The sequence below is a fragment of the Nocardia pneumoniae NBRC 100136 genome, assembly GCF_000308755.1.
GTDB lineage: Bacteria > Actinomycetota > Actinomycetes > Mycobacteriales > Mycobacteriaceae > Nocardia > Nocardia pneumoniae.
Map to the genome: position 1 here is coordinate 13,061 of NZ_BAGF01000027.1, position 24,644 is coordinate 37,704.

The following is a 24,644-nucleotide window of genomic DNA, read 5'->3' on the forward strand; positions in this document are numbered from 1 at the left end:
GTAGGCTATTCGGGTGAGCATCGAGATCGCCAACGAGTCGGGTATCGACGTACCCGAAGAAGAGCTGGTCAGCGTCGCGCGGTTCGTGATCGCCCGGATGGACGTGCACCCGGCCGCGGAGCTGTCGATGGTGCTCGTCGATCTCGACACCATGGCCGACCTGCACATGCGCTGGATGGACCTGCCCGGCCCCACCGACGTCATGTCCTTCCCGATGGACGAACTCGAGCCGGGCGGACGGCCCGACAGCCCCGAGCCAGGCCCGTCCATGCTGGGCGACATCGTGCTGTGCCCCGAGTTCGCCGCAGGCCAGGCGCGCAAGGCGGGGCACTCGCTGGACCACGAACTGGCGCTGCTCACCGTGCACGGCGTGCTCCACCTGCTCGGCTACGACCATGCCGAGCCGGAGGAGGAGAAGGAGATGTTCGCGTTGCAGGCCCGGCTGCTCGAGGAGTGGTACGAGAGCCTGCGGGAAGCGCGGCGGCGGGCCGAGCTCGCCGAACGCGACGCGCGGTTGCTGGGTAAGGCGGGCTTCACCACACCGGGTGATTCCCTGGATCACGCGTGAATTCCCTGACCCTCGTCCTGCTGGCGGTCCTGCTCATCTCGGTGGGCGGGGTCTTCGCCGGTGTCGATTCCGCGCTGAACACCATCTCGCCCGCCCGCGTCGACGACCTGGTCCGTGCCGACCGGCCGGGTGCGGTGCGGCTGAGCCGCATCGTCGCCGACCGGGCGCGCTATGTGAATCTCATGGTACTGCTGCGGATTCTGTGCGAGATCGGCGCCACGGTGCTGCTGGCGGCGGGGCTGATCGCGGTCTGGGCGCAGAACTGGGCGCTGCTGGTCACCGCGGTGGTGATGGTCCTGGTGTCCTATGTGGTGATCGGAGTCGGTCCGCGCACGCTGGGACGTCAGCACGCGTACTCCATCGCGCTGGCCGCGGCGCTGCCGCTGCAGTTCATCGGCGCGCTGCTCGGCCCGCTCAGCAGGTTGCTGATTCTGCTCGGCAACGCCATCACGCCCGGTAAAGGTTTCCGCAACGGCCCCTTCGCCTCCGAGATCGAGCTGCGGGAAGTGGTCGAGATGGCCGGTGAGCGCGGCGTGGTGGCCGACGACGAACGCAGGATGATCCAGTCGGTGTTCGAACTCGGCGACACCCCCGCGCGTGCGGTGATGGTGCCGCGCACCGAGATGGTCTGGATCGAGGCGGACAAGACTGCGGCGCAGGCGATGTCGCTCGCGGTGCGCTCCGGGCACTCGCGCATCCCGGTGATCGGCGAGAACGTCGACGACATCCTCGGCGTGGTCTACCTGAAAGACCTTGTGCCGTATGCGGATCGCAGCCGCAAGGTGCGGGTGCGTCAGGTCATGCGGTCGGCGGTGTTCATGCCCGACTCCAAACCGCTGGACAGCCTGCTCGACGAGATGCAGCGCAGGCGCAACCACATGGCGTTGCTCGTGGACGAGTACGGCGGCATCGCGGGATTGGTGACCATCGAGGACGTGCTCGAGGAGATCGTCGGTGAGATCGCCGACGAGTACGACACCGACGAGACCCCGCCCATCGAAGACCTCGGCGACGGGCGCTACCGGGTATCGGCCCGGCTGTCGGTGGAGGACCTCGGCGAGCTGTACGGGCTGGAGATCGAGGAAGAGGACGTCGACACCGTCGGCGGCCTGATGGCCCACGAACTCGGACGGGTGCCGCTGCCCGGTTCGAAGGTGGAGGTGCACGGGCTGGTCCTGCGCGGCGAAGGCGGCCAGGACGCGCGAGGACGGATGCGGGTGAACACCGTGGTGGTCGGCAAAGCGCGCGAGAAGGTCCCGGTCGGCAAACCCAACGGGGACAATCCCAATGGCAAGCGCAAGGCGAATGGATCGGAGCGGGAGATCCCGGCCGATCGCGACGAGGACGGAGACACCGAATGACCGAACTGGACGCCGAGGACAACAAACTGGTCGTGCTGGCCCGCGGCGCGCTCGGCCGCACCGGCGGGGCGAGTGGCGCGGCCATCCGCGACACGGACGGACGCACCTACGCCGCGGGCGAAGTGAACCTGACTGCGCTGCGGCTGACGGCGCTGCAAGCCGCGGTGGCCGCCGCGCTCTCCAGCGGCGCCGAGGGATTCGAGGCGGCCGCGGTGGTCGGCGGGCGGTTGTCCGACTACGGCGTCACGGCGGTGCGTGAGGTGTCCGCGGAGGCGCGGATCATCTTCACCGACCGCGAGGGCGCGGTGTTCGAGATCGTCGACGATTCGGCCGACGCCGCCGACGCGGTAACCGCCGACTCGGGTGAGGTGCACGGTGGCTGAGCGGTCGAAGGACTCCGAGGACTTCCGTTCCGGATTCGTCTGTTTCGTCGGCCGCCCGAACACCGGCAAGTCGACGCTGACCAACGCACTGGTCGGCGCGAAGATCGCGATCACCTCCTCGCGTCCGCAGACCACCAGGCACACCATTCGCGGCATCGTGCACCGCGAGCACGCCCAGTTGATCCTGGTCGACACCCCTGGCCTGCACCGCCCGCGCACCCTGCTCGGTCAGCGCCTCAACGACCTGGTGCGCGATACGTATTCGGAAGTCGACGTGATCGCGCTGTGCATCCCGGCCGACGAGAAGATCGGCCCCGGCGACCGCTGGATCGTGCAGCAGGTCAAGCAGATGGCGCCGAAGACCACGCTGCTCGGCGTCGTCACCAAGATCGACAAGGTCAGCCGCGACCAGGTCGCCCAGCAGCTGCTCGCCGTCTCCCAGTTGCTCGGCCCGGACGCCGACGTGGTGCCGGTGTCGGCGGTCAAGGGCGAGCAGGTCGAGGTCCTGGTCGACGTCATCGCCTCGAAGATGCCGGAGGGCCCGGCCTTCTACCCCGACGGCGAGCTCACCGACGAACCCGAGGAAACCTTGATGGCCGAGCTGATCCGCGAGGCCGCACTCGAGGGCGTCCGCGACGAACTGCCGCACTCGCTGGCCGTCGTCATCGAGGAGGTCCTGCCCTACGAGGACCGCGAGGACATGCTCGACGTCCACGCCCTGCTCTACGTCGAACGCCCCAGCCAGAAAGCCATCGTCATCGGCAAGGGGGGCAGCCGCCTGAAGGAAGTCGGCACCAACGCCCGCAAGCAGATCGAACACATCCTCGGCACCCGCATCTACCTGAATCTGCACGTGAAGGTGGCAAAGGACTGGCAACGCGATCCCAAGCAGTTGGGCAAACTCGGTTTCTGACCCGATCCAGCTTCCGAATCACAGCGTGCCCAGCGGCACCTTGGTGATCTCGCGCCATTCGTATCGATGGTTGTCCCGGTTCAGCGCAATGAGCGATATCGCCGTCACTGGCTGCACAACCTGTATGCTGCTCAGCTCATTTCGTCTGAGCAGGTCACGAAGGCCGGTTATCGATGCCACGCCTGTGGAGTAGGCGAGCGACAGATGGGGCCGGAAGCGGTCGCCGCGCTCGGGCACGTGGTCGCGGCCCCAGGCATCGGCGATGGCGCGGCGGCCTCGCTGATCCGCTGCACGTCCGCCCGCCGACAGGTTCACTGGTATGCGAGTTCGGTGACGCGGCGAGGTTAGTCGAATGGCGGTGCGACACGCCGTGGCCAGCCGCCTTTCGACTACCTTCGCGGACTTGTCCATACCGGCGGTTACAGCCCCGCGCTCGAAACGATGGACATTCCTCACCGTGCCGGACGAGAACAGGCTGTTCGCCGAGCTGTTCCGGCTCAACGTTTCGGTATCGCGCTTCGGCGCGCAAATCGCGCTGCCATCGCCCGGCGCCCGACAGGCGGGATTCCGAGTCTGGGTATTACCACCACTCGACGCCTTCCGCCTGTCCGGCATGGCAGTCATCGAATCCGTCCGAGCTTGCCAACCGCAGCGCAGGCGGTGACGCCATGGACCCGCAGCCATCGCCGCGCCCCGAAGAAGACGACGTTCACCTGTCGCCCAATGTTCGTGTGGATTTCGCAGCCTGCACGACCGCCGCGTCGCGCTTCATGCAAGACTGGCGCTCCTACCACCACCCAGACGCGGCGACCGTGATTCCCGGCGACTCGGCAGAACTGCCGCGCCTGCCATGCGAACGCCTGTACCTCGAGCCCTGCGATCGCGGGCGAACTACCCGCAACGCTGACGAGTGGCACACGGCTGCGGGAAAACGCGAGTAGATCCCTCCATGGTGTACCACTGGGAGACTGAGCCACGATCGAATTGTGTTGTCGCATCTGATCGCTTCATGGTCTGCTCCAATGTTGTGAGTAGATTCGCGGAAGTTATTGTGCTGGCTCTGGAAGCAGACGAGGTTATGGAGCCGTTGACCCGTGACGATGAGAGCCGCAGTTGGCGAGGCCGGTTCGTGCCGATCGAAAGCCAGTGGGGCAGGTCTTTCGGCTTCGGGTGGGCCACCGAGTTCGAGCGCATGCGGACACGGACAGGGCTTTTCGCGCATCTCGAGTCGCTGCCGTGGCCGTTCCCGGGGAGCGTCCAGGTATTGATCCACGACGAGGAAGACGACTGCTTCGGCCTGTGGATGCTCCACGACGGCAAGTTGGTCGAGATCGAACTCCCCCGTACCCAGCGATACTATCCACCGGCTCCGCCGACCGACGAGTACCCGCCCGATCCCGGCATCCTGCTGCGGACCGACCGCGACTACGGCCCGATCGCGCAGACCCCGATAGAGGAGCGTGACCCGCGGCCAGCGTGGTGACCGCTGCGCTCCGCAACACGCGGTCAACCGGTTCCGGACCGCACGCGCTCATCGGCATATAGGGCATGCAGCGTAATCGGTTCGTCCGCGTCCAGTTTGCCTGATGGTAGATGCCACCGGTCTCCGAACATATCCCCCGGCGCTGGGCCAGCAGTGGCTTGTTGTCGCGCATGAGCAGGATGTGAACGTCTACCAGGTGACGATCGGCCTTCGGCATCCACGGTCGGTCGGGACGATAGGGCACCGGCGATCTTGGCACAAGCGGATCCGTGTGGGTCCCCGCCTAGCTCACCACCAGGGCGTGGGGCGGTGGTGTTGCCAGTTCAGTTCGGATTCGAGTTGGGCGGCCAGCGAGATCAGGAGGGGTTCGGAGTTCGCGGTGCCCATCAGTTGGGCCCCGACCGGGAGGCCGGAGTTGGTGAAGCCCGCGGGGACGTTGACGCTCGGCCAGCCGAGGACGTTCCAAGGCCAGGTGTAGGGGCAGGTGGCGGTGATCAGGTTGTTGGTGGCGGTGATGCCGATGCCGTCGATTTGCTCGGCGCGGGGTGGGGGAGTGGCGGTGGTGGGGGCGAGGACCACGTCGTGGTCGCGGAAGAAGTGGCCGATTCGCTTGTGCAGCAAAGGTTCCAGTTGGCGGGCCGCGTAGAGGGCTGGTCCCTCGAGCGCTCGGCCGATCCGGGCGTTGGCCGTGGTGCGCGGGTCGACTTCGAGGCCGGGCATCCGGTTGTACACCCGCCGGATGCCCGCCAGTGAACGCGGCAGGAACGAGGCGCCGATCATGATGCCGTAGTGCAGGTCGGCCACGGTCACCGTGTGGCCGAGCTTGCGCAGGGTGTCGGCGGTGCTCCGGACCGCTTGCTCGACCTCGGGGTCGAGGGCGGTCTTGGTCGCGGTGAACGGAATTCGCAGCGACAGGGCGATGCGCAATCGTCCGGGGTCGCGGCCGACGGCGTCCGAGGCGGTGATCGGAGACGGCGTGTGCAGGTCGCCGGGGTGCGGACCGGCGGCCGAGTCCAGCAGCAGCGCCGCGTCCGCGACGGTGCGCGCCAGCGGACCGTTGACGGTGAGCCCGTAGAACAGTTCGCCTTCCGGCCAGGTGGAGATCCGCCCACGCTGCGGCTTGATGCCGACCAGGTTTGTCCAGGCGGACGGAATACGGATCGAGCCCGCCCCGTCGGAACCCAATGCGGCAGGGACCAATCCGGCCGCGACGGCCGCCGCCGACCCGCCGGATGACCCGCCGGGCGTCCGCGTGCGGTCCCAAGGATTGCGGGTGTGGCCGAAGGACGCGGCGCTGGTGAACGGCCACTGGCCGAGTTCGCAGGTATTGGTCTTGCCGACGATCACCGCGCCCGCCGCGCGCAGACGCCGAACCGATTCGGCGTCTTCGGTTTTCGGCGCGAACTCGCCGCCGCAGCCGAAGGCGGTCGGCTCGCCCGCGATGTCGGTGTCGTCCTTCACCGCGATGGGCACGCCCAGCAGCGGCAGCCGTTCCCCGGCGGCCAGCCGCCGATCGGCCTCGGCGGCCTCGGCCAGCGCCCGTTCGCGGCGCACGACGCGGAACGCGTTGAGCGTGGGTTGCGCCGCCTCGATCCGGTCCAGTGTGCCGCTGACCGCCGCGGTGGAGGTGATCGCACCGCTCGCGATCGCGGCAGCCAGTTCGGCCAGCCCCAGCTGCCGCGTATCGGGCGGGAGGCGGGTCGGATCGGACACCGTCATCTGAGCTCCGTCTCGTCGTGTTTCGGGTAACCGTAAACGCCGCTCTGGTCAAGCGTCCATATCAATGCCCCGAAATCCACCCTGGGTAGGATAGACATACATACCGTATGTATGTAAAAGTTGCCGGGACCGAGACAACTGGGAGGACCCATGGCAACCAGCACTGCACTAGGCCGCATCCACGAGGTGGACCTGCCCGGTGGCCGCATCCGCTACCACGAGACCGGGGAGGGCGCTCCGGTCGTCTTCGTGCACGGCCTGCTCGTCAACGCCGATCTGTGGCGCAAGGTGGTCCCCGTGATCGCCGCCGCCGGATACCGCTGCCTCACGCCGGACTGGCCACTCGGCTCGCACGAGATTCCGGTCCCCGACGCGGAGTTGACCCCGGTGGGCGTCGCCGACCTGATCGCCGCGTTCCTGGAGCGCCTGGACCTCACCGATGTCACGGTGGTCGCCAATGACACCGGCGGAGCGATCACCCAGGTGTTGCTGACCCGCGACCGCTCCCGGATCGGCCGCGTCGTGCTCGCCTCGGTGGACAGCTACGAGGGCTTCTTGCCGCAGCCGTTCACGACGCTTCCGCTGCTGGCGAAGATCCCCGGGTCGATCCGCCTGCTGACCGAGGTGATGCGCATCCGGGCACTGCATCGCCTGCCGGTCGCCTTCGGCTGGGTCACCAAGCGGCCGGTGCCGCCGGAGATCGCCGACTCCTATCTGCTGCCCAGCCGCAAGTCGGCCGCGATCCGGAAAGACCTGCGCCGCTTCCTGACATCCGCGCATCGCCGGTACACCCTCGAAGCCGCGCGGCACTTCGCCGACGTCGACATTCCCGTGCTGCTGGCCTGGGCGCGCGAGGATCGCCTGTTCCCGGTGTCGTACGCCGAACGCCTGGCCCGCGACCTGCCGAACGCGACGCTGAAGCTCATCGACGACTCCTACACCTTCCTGCCGGAGGACCAGCCCGAGTTGCTCGCCGAATCGATTCTGGAGTTCACTCGGCTGCATGCCACGCCGTAGCCAGGAAGACCGCTCGCGCACCACCAGAGCCGCGCTCGAACAGGCCGGACGCCGGCTGTTCACCGAGCGCGGCTTCGCGGGAACCTCGGCCGAAGAGCTGGTGACCGAGGCGGGCGTCACCCGCGGCGCGCTGCACCACCATTACGGCGATAAGCGCGGCCTTTTCCTCGCGGTGCTGGAGCAGATCGAGGTCGAGACGACCAGGGAGATCGAAAATGCGATCGCCGCAGTCGATTCCGGCGATGTGATGGCCGGGATGACAGTGGGCCTCGGTCTCTTCCTGGAGATCTGCCAGCGGCCCGCGATGTTGCGGATCGCGCTCACCGACGCCCCCGCCGTGCTCGGCTGGCAGGCTTGGCGCGAATTCGAATCGGCCCACGGCCTCGGCCTGATCACCGCCCAACTCGAGCGCGCCCGCGATGCCGGGTTGATCGCCGACGCCCCGATCCCCGTGCTGGCCCAGCTCGTCGTCAGCGTGATCAGCGAGGCGGCCTTGATCGTCGCCCACGCCGACGATCCCGACACCGCCCGCGCACAGACCCAGCAATCGGTGCTGCTGCTGATCTCCGGGCTCATTCGCACCGGCGGCTGAAGCGAAAGACCCACAACCGTCACCGAACCCAGCGGCAAGATCAATTCACTTGGCACCGAGACCGTATCGGCGCGACGATGACGACTATGAGACCCGCTGTCGGTGCTGCCTTGCGCAAATGCGGCGAATGCGGCGGTTACGAGTACGCCGGAGCGCCCGAGTGCCGCCGATGCCGTCACCGCCATGCAGGCTCAGCGCCTCAGCTCGATGATCAAGACCGCGCCCGCACCGGACCGTGTCGCGGGACTGGTCGATGCCATGCTCGGAGACAGCGGCGTAGACATCCGAGCGCAATGAACTCGCTTACGTCGGCTCTCTGCCGCGCACCGTCCGTCTGCCCGGAGAAGGCATCGGTACCGCGCGCCGCCACTCCTGCCCCCGAGCACGCGCTTCCATGGCCGACGACGATGTCGGCAGCCGGACGGCCAGCCTGTCTGATCGTGGCGGACGGTCGCCCGTGGAAAGATGACCCTGTGCGTTTGTATCGGGACGAGGCGGTAGTGGTGCGCCAGCACAAGCTGGGCGAGGCGGATCGCATCGTCACGCTGCTCACCCGCCAGCACGGCCTGGTGCGGGCGGTAGCCAAGGGGGTGCGGCGCACCAAGTCGCGGTTCGGGGCCCGGTTGGAGCCGTTCTCCTATATCGACGTGCAGTTGCATCCGGGCCGTACGCTCGACACCGTCACCCAGGTGACCACGATGGAGTCGTTCGCCGCCGACATCATCGACGACTACGGGCGCTACACCACCGCGTGCGCCGTGCTGGAAACCGCCGAACGACTGGCGGGCGAGGAGCGCGCCCCCGCGCCCCGGCTGCACGCGCTCACCGCGAGCGCTCTGCGCGCGATCGCGGCCAAACAGCGGCCGCATGAACTGATCCTGGACGCATTCCTGTTGCGCGCCATGGGTTTCGCGGGTTGGGCCCCCGCGCTGGACGAGTGCGCGAAATGCGCGACCCCGGGCCCGCATCGGGCGTTCCACGTCGCGGCTGGTGGCGCGGTATGCGTGCACTGCCGTCCACCGGGCGCGGCGACACCCGCTCCCGGCGTACTCGACCATCTGGTCGCGCTGCTGCGGGGGGAGTGGGAGTACGTCGAGACGGTGCCCGAAGCGGTGCGCAAACAGGCCAGCGGGCTGGTCGCGGCGCATTTGCAATGGCATCTGGAGCGTCAGCTTCGCACGTTGCCGCTGGTCGAGCGGTCCAAAGACGCGGCAGGACGGAGCCCGTCCGTAGCCGCGCTGGGCCGCGGCTGAGGCAGCCGTAGCCGAGCGGAGGCTGAGGCAGCCGCAGTGGAGAGCGCTGCCGGATGGAGTCCGTCGTCGGTTCCGCGCTGGGCCGAGCGGAGGCTGAGGCAGCCGCAGTGGAGAGCGCTGCCGGATGGAGTCCGTCGTCAGTTCCGCGCTGGGCCGAGCGGAGGCTGAGGCAGCCGCAGTGGAGAGCGCTGCCGGATGGAGTCCGTCGTCAGCCCGCGCCGGGCCGAGCGAAGGCGAGGCAGCCGCCTATTCCACGAATTGCAGCTCTACCTGGGGCAGCTCGATCATGACCCGGGCGCACACCGCGCGGTGCCAGGTGGCCGGGAAGCGCGTGTCGGGCTCGTGCTTGCTGTAGTCGTCGTTGGTCCGGTAGGTGTGCAGGCGGGGCGAGATCTCCCCGGTGTCGATGGCTTCGACCATGGCCTCGATCACCTGCTCGGTCTCCTCCGCGATGGCGGCGAGTTCGCGGGCCACGACGTCGGGGATCTGGAACGCCCCCTTCTCCCACCGCTCGACGGTGCGCTCGGCGACCGCGAAGAACCGCGCGCACCAGGGGACCGGAAGGCCGAGTAATTCGCGAGTGGCCCGGAAACCGGCCGCGGTCCCGGTGCCTGGTAAATCGGTCACGTTCGAGAAACCCCTCCCCAGTATCACGATCAGGACAAGAATAAATCACCGCTGCCGGTGCGAACCGGGGAATTCGTCAGGAAGCAACGCGGCAGTAGGGTCGGCGGCGGCGATCAGGCAGGATGGAGGCCGTGATCCTCCGCCGAGACTCCGCTACCGCGACCGAGCCGAACATCGCAGGCGCCGTCCGCCCGCCCGCGCCGCATCCGTCCGGAGCTCGGCCGCCGCAGCTGCCGCCGGAATTGGTGCCCAATCACGTCGCGCTGGTGATGGACGGCAATGGCCGCTGGGCGCAAGAGCGCGGGTTGCCGCGCACCGCGGGGCACGAGCGTGGCGAGGCGGTGCTGATGGACACCGTGGAGGGCTGCATCGAGATCGGTGTGAAGTGGCTGTCGGCCTACGCCTTCTCCACCGAGAACTGGCGGCGCAGCCCCGAGGAGGTGCGCTTCCTCATGGGCTTCAACCGCGACGTGATCCGCCGCCGCCGCGACGAGATGAACGAGATGGGCGTGCGCGTGCGCTGGGCCGGTCGCAGGCCGCGCCTGTGGCGCAGCGTGATCAAGGAATTGGAGATCGCCGAGCAGCTCACCAAGAACAATACGGTGATGACCCTCACCATGTGCGTCAACTACGGCGGCCGCGCCGAAATCGCCGATGCGGCAAGGGAGATCGCGCGCCGGGTGGCGGCGGGCGAGATCGATCCGGAGAAGGTCACCGAGGCCACGCTGGCGAAGTACCTGGATGAGCCCGACATGCCGGACGTCGATCTGTTCCTGCGCCCGTCGGGCGAGTTCCGCAGCTCCAACTTCCTCATCTGGCAGTCGGCGTACGCCGAATACGTCTACCAGCACACGCTGTTCCCGGATTTCGATCGGCGCAATCTCTGGGAGGCCTGCGTCGAGTACGCGTCGCGAGACCGCCGTTTCGGCGGCACCAAGTGAACGGCGAGGCGGACATGGACGCGGCGGTGACCCCCGACCAGGAGCTGCAGGCACGCGCCGGAGCGTGCCTGTCGCGGTATGGCATCGATGTGCGGGTGGACCCCGAAGGGTCGCTCGGATATGAGTACGAGGGCGCGCTGTGTTCGCTGCGCGCGGTGAATCTCGCGCCCGGCCTGGACGTGCTGACCTTGACCTGCGTGCTGGCCTGGGACCGTCCACTGAAGCCGCAGCTGCACAAGCGCGTCGCCGAGCGCAACAACGCGCTGCAGTTCGGCTCGCTCACCGTGATCGGCCACGGCAAGCTCGCCGACGTCATCCTGCGCTACACCTTCCCCGCCGCGGGCCTGGACGACCAGGCGCTGACCACGATGCTGCTGCTCGTGCTGTCCAACGCGAGCCGCGCCAGGCAGGGACTGCTGCCCTGAGTCCCGCGCTCAGTCGCCCGCTGTGGTGGCGGTTCGGCCGTAGGGGAGCAGCGTCCGCACGCCGCGTGCCAGCGTCTCGGGGTCCAAGTCGCCGAGGACGAGATGCTGGAGGATGAACCCGGGCAGCAGCCCGATGAGCGCCTTCGCCACGGCATCGACGTCGGCGTCTTCCGGTAGCCAGCCCTGCGCGCACATGCGCTCCGCGTAGGTGACCCACATCGCCCGCATCGCGACCATCGTTTCGCGGACCATGACGCCCGCCACCGGGTTCACCAGGGCCAGCGCCCAAGCCTGCGGCGCCAGCCGCACCGGCCCGTCGGGACCGCTGCGGCGCACGACCTCCTCGGCGATCGTTGTGATCAGTTCGGCGGGCGTGGGGAGCGGGTCGCGGCTGATCGTCTGTTCCATCGTCATGCGCAGTGACACCGTCGTCTGTGCCGCCAGTGCGGTGACCAGCTCGTCCTTGCTCTTGAAGTAGCGGTAGACGGCACCGGCCGACAGGCCCGACTCCGTGAACACGTCCTGCATGGAGGTTTCGTGGAATCCCTTGCGGGCGAAGCACTTCCGTGCGGCATCCAGAATCTGCCGTCTGCGGCGTTCCAGGTGTTCTTCGCTGACTCGGGGCATGTTACCAAAATAAAACGAATATCCGTTCTTGACAACTTCGCGCACTGCGTGCGACGGTGGTGGCAGCTAAAAAGAACGAGCATTCGATTTATGGGAGTTGGTCATGAATACCATGCAGCGGGCGTTCGCTCTCGGCCTCGGCGCCGCCCTGCTCCAGGCGTTGATGCTGATCGCGTTCGCCTGGCCCGCCGCGAATATCGCGCCGCGCGACCTGCCGCTGGCCGTCACCGGCCCGCAAGCCGGGATGGTCGCAGGCAAGCTGGCCGAGCGCAGTCCGGACGCCTTCGAGATCACCACCGCCGCGGACGAGGCGGCCGCCCGCGCCGCCATCGCGGACCGGGAGGTCTACGGGGCGATCGTCACCGGCGACGGCCCGCCACGCGTGCTGATCGCCTCGGGCGCGAGTCCCGCCGTCGCGCAGCAGCTGACCCAGATCGGGCAGCAACTCTCCGGCGCGCCCGCGGCCCGGGTGGAAGACGTGGTGCCCGCCGACTCGGACGACCCGCGCGGCACCGCGTTCGGTGCGATGGTGCTGCCGCTGGTGATGTCCGGCATCGCGGCGGGTGTGCTGCTCGCGCTGCTCATCCCGGCGGTCGGCGGCAGGGTGATCGGGCTGGTCACCTTCGGTCTCGCGGGCGGGTTGCTGAGCATGGCGATCATCCAGGGCTGGATGTCGCTGGTGCCGGGGTCGTATCCGGTGCTCGCCGCGGTGGCCGGTCTGGTCTCCTTCGCGGTCGCGGGTTCGGTGGTCGGGCTCGCCACCGTGGTCGGACGCGCGGGTATCGGCATCGCCGCACTCACCATGTTGCTGATCGGCAACCCGTTCTCCGCGGCCACGTCGGCGCCGGAGCTGCTGCCGCAGCCGTGGGGCGCGATCGGCCAGCTGCTGCCGCCGGGTGCGGCCGCCTCGCTGCTGCGCTCGGTCGCCTTCTTCGACGGCGCGGCCGCCGCTGGTCCGCTCCTGGTCCTGCTGGTCTGGGGCGCGGTCGCGCTCGCGCTGCTCGGCGTCGGCGCGCTGCGTGGTCGTTCCGCCGAGACGCGGGAATCGGCACGGAATCCCGTGCTGGTGAGCTGAATTCGCCTACCCGAGACAATGGAGGGCCGTCCTCGTCGAGGCGGCCCTCCTGGCGTCACTTGTTCGGCCGACGTGCCTCGACGCAGGACGTGCAGGTGCCGAACACCTCGAGGGTGTGGCTGATCTCGGTGAAGCCGTGCTCGCACGCGATCGCCTCGGCCCATGCTTCGACGGTGGGGCCCTCCACCTCGACGGTGCGGCCGCAGTTGCGGCAGACCAGGTGGTGATGGTGGCCGGTGGAGCACTGGCGGTAGACCGATTCACCGGAGTCGGTGCGCAGCACGTCCACCATGCCGGCGTCGGCCAGCGACTGCAGCGTCCGGTAGACCGTGGTCAAGCCGATGCCCTCGCCACGTTTGCGCAGCTCGTCGTGTAGCTCCTGGGCGGAGCGGAACTCGTCGATGTCACCGAGCAGTGCGGCGATGGCGCTGCGCTGCCTGGTGCTGCGGATGCCGACCGGTTTCTGCGGAGCGGCCGTGTTCTCTGGCACGAATCACCCTTCCTCGGCGTGTGCGACGGCGTCGACGACGATGTGCGCCAGATGGTCGTCGACGAGTTCGTAGAGCACCTCGCGACCCGACCGCTCCCCGTGCACGACGCCAGCGGCCTTGAGGATACGCAGATGCTGACTGACCAGTGGTTGGGTGACACCGAGGGCGTCGACCAATTCGTGCACACAGCGCGGCGACTCGCGCAACTGCAGCACGATAGCAATACGAACCGGCGCGGCCAGCGCCCGCAACAACTCACCCGCGTCCTCCAGCACGGTCCGCGCGGGAACCGGCGCCGGGCCGGGCGACCGATATGGATTGTGCGGCGCCGCGGCGGTCTCGGTAGTCATGTCACCAACTCCTTAATGGAAAGCATTACCAGTTTGCATATGCACAGGTGCGCATGTCAAACGGACGCGCGGGTACCTGCGGTTGAAACCGGCCATCGCAGTGCCGATAGGCTGGGCACAATCGCAGCGCCGACGTAAAACTATTGTGTTGGTGCAATCAACAATCCGACTCGCAGTGGATGGAGAATTCTCGCGTGGCACCCAAGTCGAAGGTGGACACCGTTGCCAACCTCGCCAAGCGCCGGGGTCTGGTGTACCCGTGCGGTGAGATCTACGGAGGCACCAAGTCGGCATGGGACTACGGGCCGCTGGGCGTCGAGCTCAAGGAGAACATCAAGAAGCAGTGGTGGCGCGCCATGGTCACCAGCCGTGAGGACGTCGTCGGCCTCGACTCCTCGGTGATCCTGCCCCGCCAGGTGTGGGTCGCCTCCGGCCACGTCGGCGTGTTCAACGACCCGCTGGTCGAATGCCTGCACTGCCACCACCGTTTCCGGCAGGACCACCTGCAGGAGGCGTACGCGCTGAAGAACAAGCTCGATGACCCGGACGCGGTGTCGATGGAGCTCGTCGCCTGCCCGAACTGCGGCACCGTCGGCCGCTGGACCGAGCCGCGCGACTTCAACATGATGCTCAAGACCTTCCTGGGCCCGATCGAGTCCGAGGAAGGCCTGCACTACCTGCGTCCGGAGACCGCCCAGGGCATCTTCGTGAACTTCGCCAACGTGATGACCACCGCGCGCAAGAAGCCGCCGTTCGGTATCGCGCAGATCGGCAAGAGCTTCCGCAACGAGATCACCCCGGGCAACTTCATCTTCCGCACCCGCGAGTTCGAGCAGATGGAGATGGAGTACTTCGTCAAGCCGGGCGAGGACGAGGAGTGGTACAAGTACTGGATCGAGACCCGGCTCTCCTGGTACACCGACCTCGGCATCACCCCGGAGAACCTGCGGTTGTTCGTGCACCCGAAGGACAAGCTCTCGCACTACTCGGCGGGCACCACCGACATCGAGTACCGCTTCGGCTTCCAGGGCAACGAGTGGGGTGAGCTGGAGGGCATCGCCAACCGCACCGACTTCGACCTGAAGACGCACTCCGAACACTCCGGCACCGAGCTGAGCTTCTTCGACCAGACCACCAACGAGCGCTACATCCCGTACGTCATCGAACCGGCCGCCGGTCTGACCCGCTCGCTGATGGCGTTCCTGGTCGACGCGTACGCCGAGGACGAGGCGCCCAACGCCAAGGGCGGAGTGGACACCCGCACGGTGCTGCGTCTCGATCGCCGTCTCGCCCCGGTGAAGGCGGCGGTGCTTCCGCTGTCGCGCAACGCCGACCTGACGCCGAAGGCGAAAGACCTCGCGGCGCGGTTGCGCAAGAACTGGAATGTCGAATTCGACGACGCGGGCGCCATCGGCCGCCGCTACCGCCGTCAGGACGAGATCGGCACGCCGTTCTGCGTCACGGTCGACTTCGAAACCCTCGACGATCAGGCGGTGACCATCCGCGAGCGCGACTCGATGACCCAGGAGCGCATCGCCCTGGACAAGGTGGAGGGCTACCTGGCCCAGCACCTGATCGGCGCCTGAGTTCGCCTGGCGTCGCCCCGTGGCCGGTCATCGGTCACGGGGCGTTGTCGTTCCGGAACCGTCCTTGCGCACGATGATTCCGATCGTGGTCGGAATGAGCAGCGCGACAGCCCAGGGCACCGCCCCCTTCGGCCGTGCGCGGGGTTCAGCGCCGAACGTCCCAGAACGCGAGCTCATGGCGCATCCCTTCCCGGAACAGTGCTTCCGCGCGTACCGGATCGGCGCCGGACTCGTCGAGCATCTGCGCGCAGCGACGAGTGAGGGCGGCGAATCCGGGATCGGCATAGGTGTCGACCCAGCGGCGGTAGCGCGGCTCGGCGGGCGGGTTCTGGGCCAGCCGCGCTCCGAGGGTCGAATACCCCCACATGCACGGATAGAGGGCCGCGAGACCATCGCCATAGGACGCGGCGGACTTCAGGAGGAACGCCGTATAGGCCGCGCACGGTGCGCCTTTGACGGCCCCGTCGAGATCGGCGCCGAACTCGGCGGCCAGCGAGCGGTGCAGCGACAGCTCCTCGTGGTAGGTGGCGTGCGCGAGGTCGACCAAGTCGCCGAGGTGGTCGGCCGGGGCCTGCCAGGCGAGGCGGGCGAACACCCGGACGTAGTCGAGCAGGAACAGATAATCCTGCTCCAGCCAGAACCGGAAGACCGGTTCGGGCAAAGTGCCCTCCGCGATGCCCACGACGGTGGGGTGGGCGAGCTGTTCCTCGACCGACGGCAGGCCGACGTCCTGCAAATGTGCCGCGAGACTCATACCGCCAGTCTTCCGCATCCGTCCGCCCGGTCGGTTTGCGCAGGTGCCGACGGTGCCGCACCCTTGCGGGATGTCATGGGATGAGGACGATCTGGTTCGGGTGTTGGCGCCCTCTGAGCAGCGGTTCGTGCGGCACGGCACCTACACGGGCCGGTCGGTGTCGGTGCGGGGAGCGCTCGACCCCGCGGCGCTGCGGGAGGCATTCGCGACGTTGCGGCGCGCCTATCCGGTGGTGGGTTGCCGCATCGTGGAAGACGCTGCGGGGCAGGGTTATCTGCTGCATCCCGACGAGCGGGCATGGGCCCGGGCGTCGGTGCGCGAGGGTGACGTGGCTGAGGTCGGCGTTCCCGTGGCGGACCCGGCGGCCCAGTTGGCGTACCTGGACGTCGTCCACTCGGGCGCGGACCGCTGGCGTGTCACGCTGTTCGTCCACCACAGCGTCGCCGACGCCGGGCATTGCGTCGAACTCCTGACGCGGCTGTGGGCGTTCTACACCGACATCGTCGAGCAGGTGCCGATAGTTGTTGTGCCGCAAGAGCTTCCCCGCTCCTTGGAGTGGTATGTCGCGGCGCGCGGCATCGTCAGGGCCGCCGCGTCCGGATTCGAGGATGTGACCAAGCCCCTCCCACCGGAGGCACGGGACATGCCCGCCGACAACGAGCGGCCGATCCCGAGCGCCCTGGCACGCCCACGACGTGTGCGGCTGGACGCGGACGCCACCGCGCGGATCGTCGGGCTCGCCCGTACCGCGGGTGTGCCGATGAACGGTCTGCTCACCGCCGCATTGCTCCGCGCGTACGCCCGCGATCCCGCGGGCGGCGCGATCCCGCTGGGTTGTCTGTATCCCGTGGATCTGCGCAGGCGGCTCGAGCCACCGGTCTCCGCGTCGGCAGGCACCAATATGGCCGGGTCGGCTTCGTTCGCAGCACACGTGGACCCGGCCGCAAGTCTCGTCGAACTGGCACAGCGCATCTCGGCTCGACTGGCGCACGATCTCTCCGAAGGCATCGTGCAGCAGTCCGTTCTGCATTTCCCGGACTTCTACGGCACGAACAGGACCCACTCCCTCGCCGGGCATATAGCCGTGACCAACACCGGCGTCGTCCCCGCTTTCCGCACACCGCCCACCATCGAACTGACGGACTACGAGATCGTCTATCTGTCCGCCCATCCCCGCCCTTCCGCGGGTGCCTCGGCCGCGATCACTTTCCTCGTCTACACCTTCGCACGCGAGCTGACCGTCGGCGTGCTCGGCGGCGGCGCGCACGCCGACGGCCTGCTCGCTGCGGTGCGAACCGAGCTGACCGGACTGTCGGCGGTCTGCGCCCGCTGAGCGATCGGCCGCGGCCGCCTCCGTACCAATTCCATGCTGCCGCGGTGCACGACGGTCGCGGCCCGGTCGATCGCGGGTAGGTCGACCACCGCGAAATCGTGCTCTCCGTCCGGGGTGAGGTGCAGCGTGCGCACCGACACGCCCGTGTCTGGCGAAGTCTCCGATACTGAACATGACGCGTCGTGGTCTACGGCGTCACACGGTGTCAGGGTCGAGCTCAGAATCGTCCGCCGCGCCCGATCCTCCGGGAGCCGGAGGAGCCGCCGTACGAGCCGGGGCTCCAGCCGCCGCCGGAGTGTCGTGCTCCGCTGGCCGCCCCGCGCAGCAGGGATTCGAGCAGTATGCCGCCGAGTATCGCCCCGGTGTGCGCGCTGCCGGACGGAGTCCGGCTGCTCTCCCAAGCCCGCACGCTCGTCTGGGCCGCTTGCAGCGCACGTCCGCCCAGGTCCGCCGCCGCCTGCGCGTGCCGGAGTGCCTCCGCCGGGTCGCTGACGGTCACCCGCTGCGCCTCGTCGAGATGGCGCTGTGCCTCCGACAGCCGGGTGCGCGCTTCGGCGTCGATCCCGCCGCGGCGGGTGGCGATGTAGTCGGCGGCCGCGCCGATCCGGGCGCGGGCGTCGGTGAGCGCGCGGTCGAGCCTGCGCCGCAGGTCCTCGGTGGCGAGCTTGCGATCGGTGGCGGCCGCGAGGGCGCGGTCGAGATCGGCGTCGGCGGTCACCGCGTGATGGAAGGCGCTCAGCGGGTCGGTGTCCGCCGCGGAGGCCGCCGTGTCCAGGGCGGACTGGGCGGCGGCGCGTGCGGCGGCCAGTTCCGGCCCGCCGTGGGTGGCCAGTTCGGTGGCGGCGGCGATGTCGCGGCGCAACTCGTCCAGCATGCCGGGCAGTCCGTCGCGGGCCTGCTGAATGGTGGTCGCCGCGTTGTCCACCGCGTCGAGCAGGGCGCGAGCCTGACCGATCGCGGCCTCGGCGGAGCGAATGGCGGCGACCGCGCCGCCCTGCTCGCCCACCGGACGGCTGAGCGCGGACCGACCCGCCTCGATGTTCTGCTCCGCGAAGGCGATCCGCTCGCGGGCCATCCGCACGTTGTCGTGGATCGGCGCGAGAACACCGGCCGGATAGGCGGCGGAGAGCCGGTGCAGTTCGGCTTCGGAGCCGGGAAAGCGTGCGGTGACGTCAACGACATCCCTGGTGAGGGCGTCCAACCGAGCCTCGGCGCCCAGGAGTAGATCGCGCATCGCGTCGAACTCGGCGACCTGCGCGTCCAGTTCCCGGTCGGCGCGCCCGACCGTGCCGATCAGCTCGACCAGCAGATCACGCTGTTGCTCCGGTGTCTCCGGGATGGCGTCGTCGAGGCGCTGCCGGATCGCGAAAGCCTCGGCCGCGGCTGCCCTCGCGCGCTCGAGCGCGGTGCGGAAGGGGGTGGTGGCGGTGACGCCGAACTCCGCGGTCGCCAAATCGAGTTCCTCGCCGCTGGTACGGACCGCGTTGTCGATCTCGACCAGCGCCTCCCGCGATCGGGCCTGCAACGCCTCCAGCGACAGCGCCGACAGTGCCGTGGCGTTCTCCGGGTCCAGTTGCCGAGCGGCCGCCAGTTCGGCCTCGATTCGTTCCCGGCGGCGCTTGCGCGCGTACCAGAGCAGTCCACCGGCCACGACGACGACCAGCAGACCGATGACCAGCAGAGCACGGCCGCTCACTCCGCCGCCGCGCATCGCCGCGTCCAAACCGTCGGCCGCGGCGATCCCGGCGTCGGCCCACCGCCCGTCGCGCAGGGCGGGTTCGACCTCCTCGATCAGGATGCGGTCGAGTTCGGAATCGCTCACGCCGCTGGGCACTTCACCCTCGAGCCGGTACGCGCGATCCTCGGTGGCGACCGCGAGCAGCAGATCCCGCTCACCGAATCCGGACATCGACGCGGTGCGGCGGGCCCAGTCGCGCGGGTCGAGGCCGTCGAAGTCGCGCACGTACACCACCCACAGCCGGATCTGCTGGTCGGCGTAGAGCTGGTCGACCTGACCGCGTACCCGGACGCGTTGCAGGTCGTCGAGCGCGTCGGCCGGGTCCTCGACGTAGGTGTTCATCCGCAGCGGCGGCTCCGCGGCGACCGTCCCGCCGCCGAACAGGGCGATGGCGGCCAGCGCGACGCCGATCGCGAGCCGGCGAGCGAGGCGATTGGGCGGCGGCAGTGCCATGGCACGAATCTAGCTCGCTAGCATCGTTTCGTGATCACCATCGATCGCCCGTATACCGGCCACGTGTCGCCGGACTCGAACCCGCAGCAGCGGGATGTCCCCGGCGGCCGCATCGTGAAGATGTCGGTCGGCCACATGGACAACAACTGCTACCTGGTGCAGTGCGCGAACACCGGCGCGGCTGTGCTCATCGACGCCGCTAACGAGGCGCCGCGCATCGCCGCCCTGGTCGAGCAGGAGGCGCCGGGGCGAGTCCAGCTGATCGTCACCACGCACCAGCACCGGGACCACTGGATGGCGCTGAAGGAGACCGTCGCCGCGACCGACGCACCGACCGCGGCCCATCCGCTGGACGCCGACGCGCTCCCGGTCCGCCCGGACCGGCTGCTCACCGACCGCGACGTCATCCGGATCGGCGACCTGGTTTTCGAGGTCATCCATCTGCGCGGCCACACGCCCGGCTCGATCACCCTGGCACTCACCGACGACGCCGATCGCACCCACCTGTTCACCGGCGACTCCCTGTTCCCCGGGGGCGTCGGCCGCACCACATCTCGGCGGGACTTCACCACCCTCTTCACGGATGTCACGACCAAGCTCTTCGACCGTTACCCGGATGACACGGTGGTCTATCCCGGACACGGCGACGACACCACGCTCGGAACCGAACGTCCGCACCTTTCCGACTGGCAAGCGCGGGGCTGGTAGATCCGAGCGCCAGCGAGCGCAGTCACGAACGTCGTCAGCCGTCCAAGGCTCCGGCGCCGCTCCTGGCAGACTTGGGGAGTGGATTCGCCAACGATGCGCACCCGAACTGTTCGGGCTCCCGATCCGGCACGGCCGCGCGGCTTCGGTGCGGGATTGCTGCGCTGGTCGCGCCGACTGGTCGTGGGGTCGGTCGCGATGGCGGCGGTGCTGGTGGGCGGAACGGCGTTTCGTGTCTGGCAGGTCGCGCGCATCGACGACTACACGAAGGCCGACGCGATCGTCGTGCTCGGCGCAGCGCAGTACTCCGGGACGCCGTCCTCGGTGTTCGAAGCGCGGCTCGACCGGGCCTACCGGCTCTTCCGCGCCGGTGTCGCCCCACGCGTGATCACCGTGGGCGGCAAGCAGGAGGGCGATCTGTTCACCGAAGCCGCCTCGGGCAAGAACTACCTGCAGGCGCGCGGTGTGCCGAGCGACAAGATCCTGGCGGTGGAGACCGGCTCGGACACGCTGCGCAGCGTCGAGGCGGTCGCGACGGCGATGCGTGCCCGGGATATGTCCTCGGCGGTGCTGGTCAGCGATCCGTGGCATTCGCTGCGCACCCGCACCATGGCCCGCGACGAGGGCTTGGCCGCCTGGACCGCGCCCACCAGGACCGGCCCGGCGGTCTACACTCGCGAATCCCAGGCACACGGCATCGCCAGGGAGACCGGCGCACTGCTGTGGTACCAACTGACCCACTTCTCGGCGGACTTCAGCTACACGGCGGGACAGTGAGTTTCGATGAACGGCCTATACACCGAGCACGACCGGGAACGCCTCGTCGTCGAGGGCGCCAAGACCGCGGGCCTCGGCCCGCCGCGCAGTGAGTTCGAGACCGGCCACCGCACCGAGTTCGCCCGCGACCGCGCTCGCGTGCTGCACTCGGCGGCCCTGCGCAGGCTGGCCGACAAGACACAGGTCATGGGCCCGCGCGATGGCGACACACCGCGCACCCGGCTGACTCATTCGATCGAAGTCGCGCAGATCGGCCGCAGCATCGCCGACGGCCTCGGCTGCGATCCGGACCTGGTCGACCTGGCCGGTCTCGCCCATGACATCGGTCATCCCCCCTACGGCCACAACGGCGAGACGGCACTGGACACCTTCGCCGACGCCTACGGCGGGTTCGAAGGAAACGCCCAGAACCTGCGCATCCTCACCCGTCTCGAACCCAAAGTGCTCGAGTCCGACGGCACCAGCGCCGGTCTCAACCTCACTCGCGCCGCACTGGACGCGGCGCTCAAATACCCTTGGGGGCGAACGGGGCCCGGCACGAAATTCGGCGCGTACGAGGTCGACGCCGAGCGCCTGGAGTGGATCCGCAAGGGTGCGCCGGATCGGCGGCGCAGCTTGGAATGCCAGATCATGGACTGGTCCGACGACGTCGCCTACTCGGTGCACGACGTGGAGGACGGCGTGCTCGCCGGTCGCATCGATTTGCGTGCGCTGGCCGACCCCGCCGAACAGGACGCGCTGGCGGCGCTCGGCCAGTTCCAGCATTCGCTGGCGGCCGACGAGCTGATCGCCGCGGCGCAACGGCTGTCGGAGCTGCCGGTGGTCGCGGCGGCGAGCGGGTACGACGGCACGTTCACCGCCTCGGTCGCGCTGAAACGCCTGACCAGCGAGCTCGTCGGCCGCTTCGCCACCGCCGCGATCATGGCGACCAAGGCGGTCGCCGGTCCGCAACCGCTGTCCCGCTACGCCGCCGACCTGGAGGTCCCTCGCATCGTGGCCGCCGAGGTCGCGCTGCTGAAGACGGTGGCGCTGCGCTACGTGATGTCCGACCCGGCGCACCGGCTGCGGCAGGCCGCCCAGCGCGAACGCATCCTCGCGGTAGCCGACCGGCTGCTGGCCACCGCCCCCCACGGCCTCGACCCGGTACTGCTGCCGTTCTGGGACGCGGCGACCGACGACGCCGCCCGCGTGCGCGTCATCGTCGACCAGATCGCTTCCTACACCGAAAGCCGCCTCGAGCGCGTCGCCGTCGAGCTGCGCGCCTGACGGGCACGGCCGGGTTCAACCCCATCCGCTTACCCAGCGCAGAGCCTGCAATGCCAAAGGCGGCCTAGCCGGGCGAAGCAGCACGCAGTTCGCGCCCCGGACAAGCAAGGCGGCGGTACCCCGCGGAACAGCGGCGGCCGACCGAAGTGCCGGGCGAAGGCAGAGCCCCCGTCCAGCCCCCGAGCCGCGCGGGCACTGCGCCGCCCGGTTCGCCTAGACTCTGTGCCGTGGCCGGACGACTTCCTGATCGCGATATCGCGGCAATACGCGAACGCGTCCGGATCGAAGACGTGGTGGGGGAGTACGTCGCGCTGAAACGCGCGGGCGCCGATTCCATGAAGGGCCTGTGCCCGTTCCACGACGAGAAGTCGCCGTCGTTCCACGTGCGGCCCAACCACGGCCTGTTCCACTGCTTCGGCTGCGGCGAGGGCGGCGACGTGTTCGCCTTCCTGCAGAAGATCGAGCACGTCGGGTTCGTCGAGGCGGTCGAGCAGCTGGCCGACCGGATCGGCTACCGGATCAACTACGAGGGCGGCGGCACCTCGGTACAGCGCGATCGCGGCACCCGCGCCCGGTTGGTCGCGGCGAACGCGGCGGCGCACGAGTTCTACATGGCCCAGCTGCGTGAGCCGGGCGCCGAGGCGGCGCGCAAGTTCCTCACCGATCGCAACTTCGACGCCGCCGCCGCCCAGCAGTTCGGCTGCGGCTACGCCCCCGCCGGGTGGGACACGCTCACCAAGCACCTGCTGCGCAAGGGATTCGACGTCAAGGAGCTGGAAGCCGCCGGACTGTCCAGGCAGGGCCAGCGCGGCCCGATCGACCGCTTCCACCGGCGTCTGCTGTGGCCGATCCGCAACCTCGGCGGCGACGTCATCGGGTTCGGCGCGCGCAAGCTCTTCGACGACGACACCATGCCCGGCAAGTACATCAACACACCGGAGACGTTGCTGTACAAGAAGTCTCAGGTGCTGTTCGGTCTCGACCACGCCAAGCGCGACATCGCCAAGGGACACCAGGCGGTGGTGGTCGAGGGCTACACCGACGTCATGGCGATGCATCTGGCCGGGGTGAAAACCGCCGTCGCGTCCTGCGGCACCGCCTTCGGCGACGAGCATCTGGCCCTGTTGCGCCGCCTGATGATGGACGACAATTTCTGGCGCGGCGAGATCATCTACACCTTCGACGGCGACGCCGCCGGTCAGGCCGCGGCGCTGAAAGCCTTTTCGGGCGACCAGAAACTGGCGGGCCAGACCTACATCGCCATCGCGCCGGACGGGCAGGACCCGTGTGAACTGCGCCAGCATTCCGGTGACGCCGCCGTGCGCGACTTGGTCGCGCGTCGAACCCCGCTGTACGAGTTCGTGATTCGCGGGCTGCTGGCCGACCACAACCTGGATACCGCCGAGGGACAGGTCGAGGCGCTGCGCCGTGCGGTGCCGGTGGTCGCGCAGATCAAGGACAACGCACTGCGCAAGGCGTACGCCACCAAACTGGCCGGGTGGGTCGGCTGGGACGACATCCAGACCGTCGTGCGCCGGGTAGGCGAGGAGGCCAAGCGGCATCGCAACGGCGGCGGACGCCCCACGGCGGGTCGCGCGCCCGCGCCGCGCGACGTGGTCGCGGAACATCCTGCGGCACGGCCTAATCCGAACGATCCCACGCTCCTGCCGCAGCGACAGGTGCTGGCGGCGGCCCTCCAATACCCAGCTATGGCCGGGGCGGGTTTCGACGCCCTCGAGTCCGAAGCCTTCACCCATCCCGCCTACGCGGTCGTTCGCACGCTGATCGCCGCGGCGGGCGGCACGGCGGCCGGGCTCGGCGGCGCCGAGTGGGTCAATGCCGTCGCCGATCGCACCGACGACCTGACCGTGCGCGCGCTGCTGTCGGAGCTGGCCACCGAGCCGCTGCCGGTGAAGTCGGAGGCGGATATCCCGCGCTTCATCGCCGGTGTGCTGGCGCGCACCCAGGAGGCCTGGGTCGGCAGGCAGATCGCCGAACTCAAGTCCAAGCTGCAGCGGGTGTCGTCGACCGAACAGCCGGACGCCTATTTCGCCCTCTTCGGCGACCTGGTCGCGCTGGAGCAATACCGTAAGAGCCTGCTCACCCAGGCGATGGGCAACCACGACGACTTCGCCACCGGGGCGTAGGGGTCGCGCCGCGGCGTGATTCCGCGCACATCCGGTGCCAAGCGCGTGCCGTTCCCGGGT

Annotated in this window: 27 protein-coding genes; 19 read left to right on the forward strand and 8 right to left on the reverse strand. The window is 68.9% G+C overall.

What is annotated here, in order from left to right; genetic code table 11:
- Positions 1-13: 13 nt before the first annotated feature.
- From ybeY to era, 4 genes are read left to right on the forward strand one after another with little or no spacing between them, the layout of a single operon-like run.
- Positions 14-568, forward strand: a complete 555-nt coding sequence (ybeY, locus tag ON34_RS07335) for an rRNA maturation RNase YbeY (RefSeq protein WP_040775983.1) — start codon at positions 14-16, stop codon at positions 566-568.
- Complete coding sequence (locus tag ON34_RS07340) at positions 565-1,929, forward strand: hemolysin family protein (protein ID WP_040775984.1); 1,365 nt, start codon at positions 565-567, stop codon at positions 1,927-1,929. The genes ybeY and ON34_RS07340 overlap by 4 nt, the downstream gene beginning before the upstream one ends.
- Complete coding sequence (locus ON34_RS07345; protein ID WP_040775986.1) at positions 1,926-2,312, forward strand: cytidine deaminase-like protein; 387 nt, start codon at positions 1,926-1,928, stop codon at positions 2,310-2,312. The genes ON34_RS07340 and ON34_RS07345 overlap by 4 nt, the downstream gene beginning before the upstream one ends.
- A complete protein-coding gene (gene era / locus ON34_RS07350) occupies positions 2,305-3,225 on the forward strand; it encodes a GTPase Era (RefSeq protein ID WP_040775987.1) in 921 nt (306 codons plus the stop codon). The genes ON34_RS07345 and era overlap by 8 nt, the downstream gene beginning before the upstream one ends.
- Before the next feature lie 18 nt (positions 3,226-3,243).
- On the opposite strand, the gene ON34_RS07355 is transcribed toward era, so the two are convergent.
- Positions 3,244-3,540 (reverse strand): hypothetical protein, encoded by a 297-nt coding sequence (locus ON34_RS07355; protein ID WP_051022236.1) that lies wholly within the window; start codon positions 3,538-3,540, stop codon positions 3,244-3,246.
- 37 nt (positions 3,541-3,577) lie between these two features.
- On the opposite strand from ON34_RS07355, the gene ON34_RS07360 reads away from it, so the two are divergent.
- The 3 genes from ON34_RS07360 (at position 3,578) to ON34_RS07370 (ending at position 4,708) form a co-directional block, all read left to right on the forward strand.
- Entirely contained in the window at positions 3,578-3,889 is a 312-nt protein-coding gene (locus ON34_RS07360; protein WP_051022237.1) for a hypothetical protein, read from the forward strand.
- Positions 3,890-3,893: 4 nt separating this feature from the next.
- A complete protein-coding gene (locus ON34_RS07365; protein ID WP_040775988.1) occupies positions 3,894-4,166 on the forward strand; it encodes a hypothetical protein in 273 nt (90 codons plus the stop codon).
- Between the two features lie 146 nt (positions 4,167-4,312).
- Positions 4,313-4,708 (forward strand): hypothetical protein, encoded by a 396-nt coding sequence (locus ON34_RS07370; RefSeq protein WP_218003856.1) that lies wholly within the window; start codon positions 4,313-4,315, stop codon positions 4,706-4,708.
- Between the two features lie 288 nt (positions 4,709-4,996).
- Here the strand turns inward: ON34_RS07370 and ON34_RS07375 are convergent, their stop codons facing one another.
- Positions 4,997-6,427: an amidase gene (locus ON34_RS07375; protein WP_040775989.1), complete on the reverse strand. Its 1,431-nt coding sequence runs from the start codon at positions 6,425-6,427 to the stop codon at positions 4,997-4,999.
- Between the two features lie 150 nt (positions 6,428-6,577).
- On the opposite strand from ON34_RS07375, the gene ON34_RS07380 reads away from it, so the two are divergent.
- The 3 genes from ON34_RS07380 to recO all read left to right on the forward strand — a co-directional run bounded on the left by ON34_RS07380 (position 6,578) and on the right by recO (position 9,289).
- Positions 6,578-7,444 (forward strand): alpha/beta fold hydrolase, encoded by an 867-nt coding sequence (locus tag ON34_RS07380; RefSeq protein WP_040775990.1) that lies wholly within the window; start codon positions 6,578-6,580, stop codon positions 7,442-7,444.
- Positions 7,431-8,036: a TetR/AcrR family transcriptional regulator gene (locus tag ON34_RS07385; protein ID WP_040775992.1), complete on the forward strand. Its 606-nt coding sequence runs from the start codon at positions 7,431-7,433 to the stop codon at positions 8,034-8,036. Before ON34_RS07380 ends, ON34_RS07385 begins: the two co-directional genes overlap by 14 nt.
- A 473-nt stretch (positions 8,037-8,509) precedes the next feature.
- Entirely contained in the window at positions 8,510-9,289 is a 780-nt protein-coding gene (gene recO / locus ON34_RS07390) for a DNA repair protein RecO (RefSeq protein WP_040775993.1), read from the forward strand.
- Between the two features lie 246 nt (positions 9,290-9,535).
- Here the strand turns inward: recO and ON34_RS07395 are convergent, their stop codons facing one another.
- Complete coding sequence (locus tag ON34_RS07395; RefSeq protein ID WP_051022238.1) at positions 9,536-9,916, reverse strand: Aca2/YdiL-like domain-containing protein; 381 nt, start codon at positions 9,914-9,916, stop codon at positions 9,536-9,538.
- 122 nt (positions 9,917-10,038) lie between these two features.
- On the opposite strand from ON34_RS07395, the gene ON34_RS07400 reads away from it, so the two are divergent.
- Both ON34_RS07400 and ON34_RS07405 read left to right on the forward strand, forming a co-directional pair.
- Positions 10,039-10,857, forward strand: a complete 819-nt coding sequence (locus ON34_RS07400; RefSeq protein WP_040775994.1) for an isoprenyl transferase — start codon at positions 10,039-10,041, stop codon at positions 10,855-10,857.
- Positions 10,858-10,871: 14 nt separating this feature from the next.
- Positions 10,872-11,282, forward strand: a complete 411-nt coding sequence (locus ON34_RS07405; RefSeq protein ID WP_040776487.1) for a YbjN domain-containing protein — start codon at positions 10,872-10,874, stop codon at positions 11,280-11,282.
- A 9-nt stretch (positions 11,283-11,291) separates the two neighbouring features.
- Here the strand turns inward: ON34_RS07405 and ON34_RS07410 are convergent, their stop codons facing one another.
- Positions 11,292-11,909, reverse strand: a complete 618-nt coding sequence (locus tag ON34_RS07410; protein WP_040775995.1) for a TetR/AcrR family transcriptional regulator — start codon at positions 11,907-11,909, stop codon at positions 11,292-11,294.
- Between the two features lie 103 nt (positions 11,910-12,012).
- Here ON34_RS07410 and ON34_RS07415 point away from each other — a divergent pair, with 103 nt between their 5' ends.
- Positions 12,013-12,984, forward strand: coding sequence for a hypothetical protein (locus tag ON34_RS07415; RefSeq protein ID WP_040775996.1), 972 nt, complete (start codon positions 12,013-12,015; stop codon positions 12,982-12,984).
- A gap of 55 nt (positions 12,985-13,039) precedes the next feature.
- Here ON34_RS07415 and ON34_RS07420 read toward each other — a convergent pair whose 3' ends face one another.
- Together ON34_RS07420 and ON34_RS07425 are read right to left on the reverse strand one after the other, a co-directional pair.
- Positions 13,040-13,474 carry a Fur family transcriptional regulator gene (locus ON34_RS07420; protein WP_040775997.1) on the reverse strand — a complete coding sequence of 145 codons (435 nt, stop codon included), beginning with the start codon at positions 13,472-13,474 and terminating at the stop codon, positions 13,040-13,042.
- A gap of 3 nt (positions 13,475-13,477) precedes the next feature.
- A complete protein-coding gene (locus ON34_RS07425; protein ID WP_040775999.1) occupies positions 13,478-13,825 on the reverse strand; it encodes an ArsR/SmtB family transcription factor in 348 nt (115 codons plus the stop codon).
- Positions 13,826-14,019: 194 nt separating this feature from the next.
- On the opposite strand from ON34_RS07425, the gene ON34_RS07430 reads away from it, so the two are divergent.
- The gene (locus ON34_RS07430; protein ID WP_040776000.1) at positions 14,020-15,411 is read left to right on the forward strand and encodes a glycine--tRNA ligase; all 1,392 of its coding nucleotides are present in this window, start codon (positions 14,020-14,022) and stop codon (positions 15,409-15,411) included.
- A 145-nt stretch (positions 15,412-15,556) separates the two neighbouring features.
- On the opposite strand, the gene ON34_RS07435 is transcribed toward ON34_RS07430, so the two are convergent.
- Positions 15,557-16,165: a TenA family protein gene (locus tag ON34_RS07435; RefSeq protein ID WP_040776001.1), complete on the reverse strand. Its 609-nt coding sequence runs from the start codon at positions 16,163-16,165 to the stop codon at positions 15,557-15,559.
- A 70-nt stretch (positions 16,166-16,235) separates the two neighbouring features.
- On the opposite strand from ON34_RS07435, the gene ON34_RS07440 reads away from it, so the two are divergent.
- On the forward strand, positions 16,236-17,498 hold the full coding sequence (locus tag ON34_RS07440) for a phthiocerol/phthiodiolone dimycocerosyl transferase family protein (RefSeq protein ID WP_051022239.1): 1,263 nt from the start codon (positions 16,236-16,238) through the stop codon (positions 17,496-17,498).
- A gap of 217 nt (positions 17,499-17,715) precedes the next feature.
- Here the strand turns inward: ON34_RS07440 and ON34_RS07445 are convergent, their stop codons facing one another.
- Positions 17,716-19,689, reverse strand: a complete 1,974-nt coding sequence (locus ON34_RS07445) for a TPM domain-containing protein (RefSeq protein ID WP_040776002.1) — start codon at positions 19,687-19,689, stop codon at positions 17,716-17,718.
- Positions 19,690-19,719: 30 nt separating this feature from the next.
- On the opposite strand from ON34_RS07445, the gene ON34_RS07450 reads away from it, so the two are divergent.
- The 4 genes from ON34_RS07450 (at position 19,720) to dnaG (ending at position 24,584) form a co-directional block, all read left to right on the forward strand.
- On the forward strand, positions 19,720-20,397 hold the full coding sequence (locus ON34_RS07450) for an MBL fold metallo-hydrolase (protein ID WP_040776004.1): 678 nt from the start codon (positions 19,720-19,722) through the stop codon (positions 20,395-20,397).
- A 93-nt stretch (positions 20,398-20,490) separates the two neighbouring features.
- Entirely contained in the window at positions 20,491-21,171 is a 681-nt protein-coding gene (locus ON34_RS07455) for a YdcF family protein (RefSeq protein WP_040776005.1), read from the forward strand.
- A 6-nt stretch (positions 21,172-21,177) separates the two neighbouring features.
- Positions 21,178-22,437 carry a deoxyguanosinetriphosphate triphosphohydrolase gene (locus ON34_RS07460; protein ID WP_040776006.1) on the forward strand — a complete coding sequence of 420 codons (1,260 nt, stop codon included), beginning with the start codon at positions 21,178-21,180 and terminating at the stop codon, positions 22,435-22,437.
- A 227-nt stretch (positions 22,438-22,664) separates the two neighbouring features.
- Complete coding sequence (dnaG, locus tag ON34_RS07465) at positions 22,665-24,584, forward strand: DNA primase (RefSeq protein WP_040776007.1); 1,920 nt, start codon at positions 22,665-22,667, stop codon at positions 24,582-24,584.
- Positions 24,585-24,644 lie beyond the last annotated feature (60 nt).

Coding starts and splice junctions, on each gene's coding strand:
- ON34_RS07380 (WP_040775990.1), top strand. CDS start 6,578: ATGGCAACCAGCACTGCACTAGGCCGCATCCACGAGGTGGACCTGCCC.
- ON34_RS07460 (WP_040776006.1), top strand. CDS start 21,178: ATGAACGGCCTATACACCGAGCACGACCGGGAACGCCTCGTCGTCGAG.
- ON34_RS07415 (WP_040775996.1), top strand. CDS start 12,013: ATGAATACCATGCAGCGGGCGTTCGCTCTCGGCCTCGGCGCCGCCCTG.
- ON34_RS07435 (WP_040776001.1), bottom strand. CDS start 16,165: ATGAGTCTCGCGGCACATTTGCAGGACGTCGGCCTGCCGTCGGTCGAG.
- ON34_RS07440 (WP_051022239.1), top strand. CDS start 16,236: ATGTCATGGGATGAGGACGATCTGGTTCGGGTGTTGGCGCCCTCTGAG.
- ON34_RS07405 (WP_040776487.1), top strand. CDS start 10,872: ATGGACGCGGCGGTGACCCCCGACCAGGAGCTGCAGGCACGCGCCGGA.
- ON34_RS07345 (WP_040775986.1), top strand. CDS start 1,926: ATGACCGAACTGGACGCCGAGGACAACAAACTGGTCGTGCTGGCCCGC.
- ON34_RS07410 (WP_040775995.1), bottom strand. CDS start 11,909: ATGCCCCGAGTCAGCGAAGAACACCTGGAACGCCGCAGACGGCAGATT.
- ON34_RS07365 (WP_040775988.1), top strand. CDS start 3,894: ATGGACCCGCAGCCATCGCCGCGCCCCGAAGAAGACGACGTTCACCTG.
- ON34_RS07375 (WP_040775989.1), bottom strand. CDS start 6,427: ATGACGGTGTCCGATCCGACCCGCCTCCCGCCCGATACGCGGCAGCTG.
- ON34_RS07385 (WP_040775992.1), top strand. CDS start 7,431: ATGCCACGCCGTAGCCAGGAAGACCGCTCGCGCACCACCAGAGCCGCG.
- ON34_RS07360 (WP_051022237.1), top strand. CDS start 3,578: ATGGCGGTGCGACACGCCGTGGCCAGCCGCCTTTCGACTACCTTCGCG.
- ON34_RS07455 (WP_040776005.1), top strand. CDS start 20,491: ATGCGCACCCGAACTGTTCGGGCTCCCGATCCGGCACGGCCGCGCGGC.
- ON34_RS07400 (WP_040775994.1), top strand. CDS start 10,039: ATGGAGGCCGTGATCCTCCGCCGAGACTCCGCTACCGCGACCGAGCCG.
- ON34_RS07425 (WP_040775999.1), bottom strand. CDS start 13,825: ATGACTACCGAGACCGCCGCGGCGCCGCACAATCCATATCGGTCGCCC.
- ON34_RS07445 (WP_040776002.1), bottom strand. CDS start 19,689: ATGGCACTGCCGCCGCCCAATCGCCTCGCTCGCCGGCTCGCGATCGGC.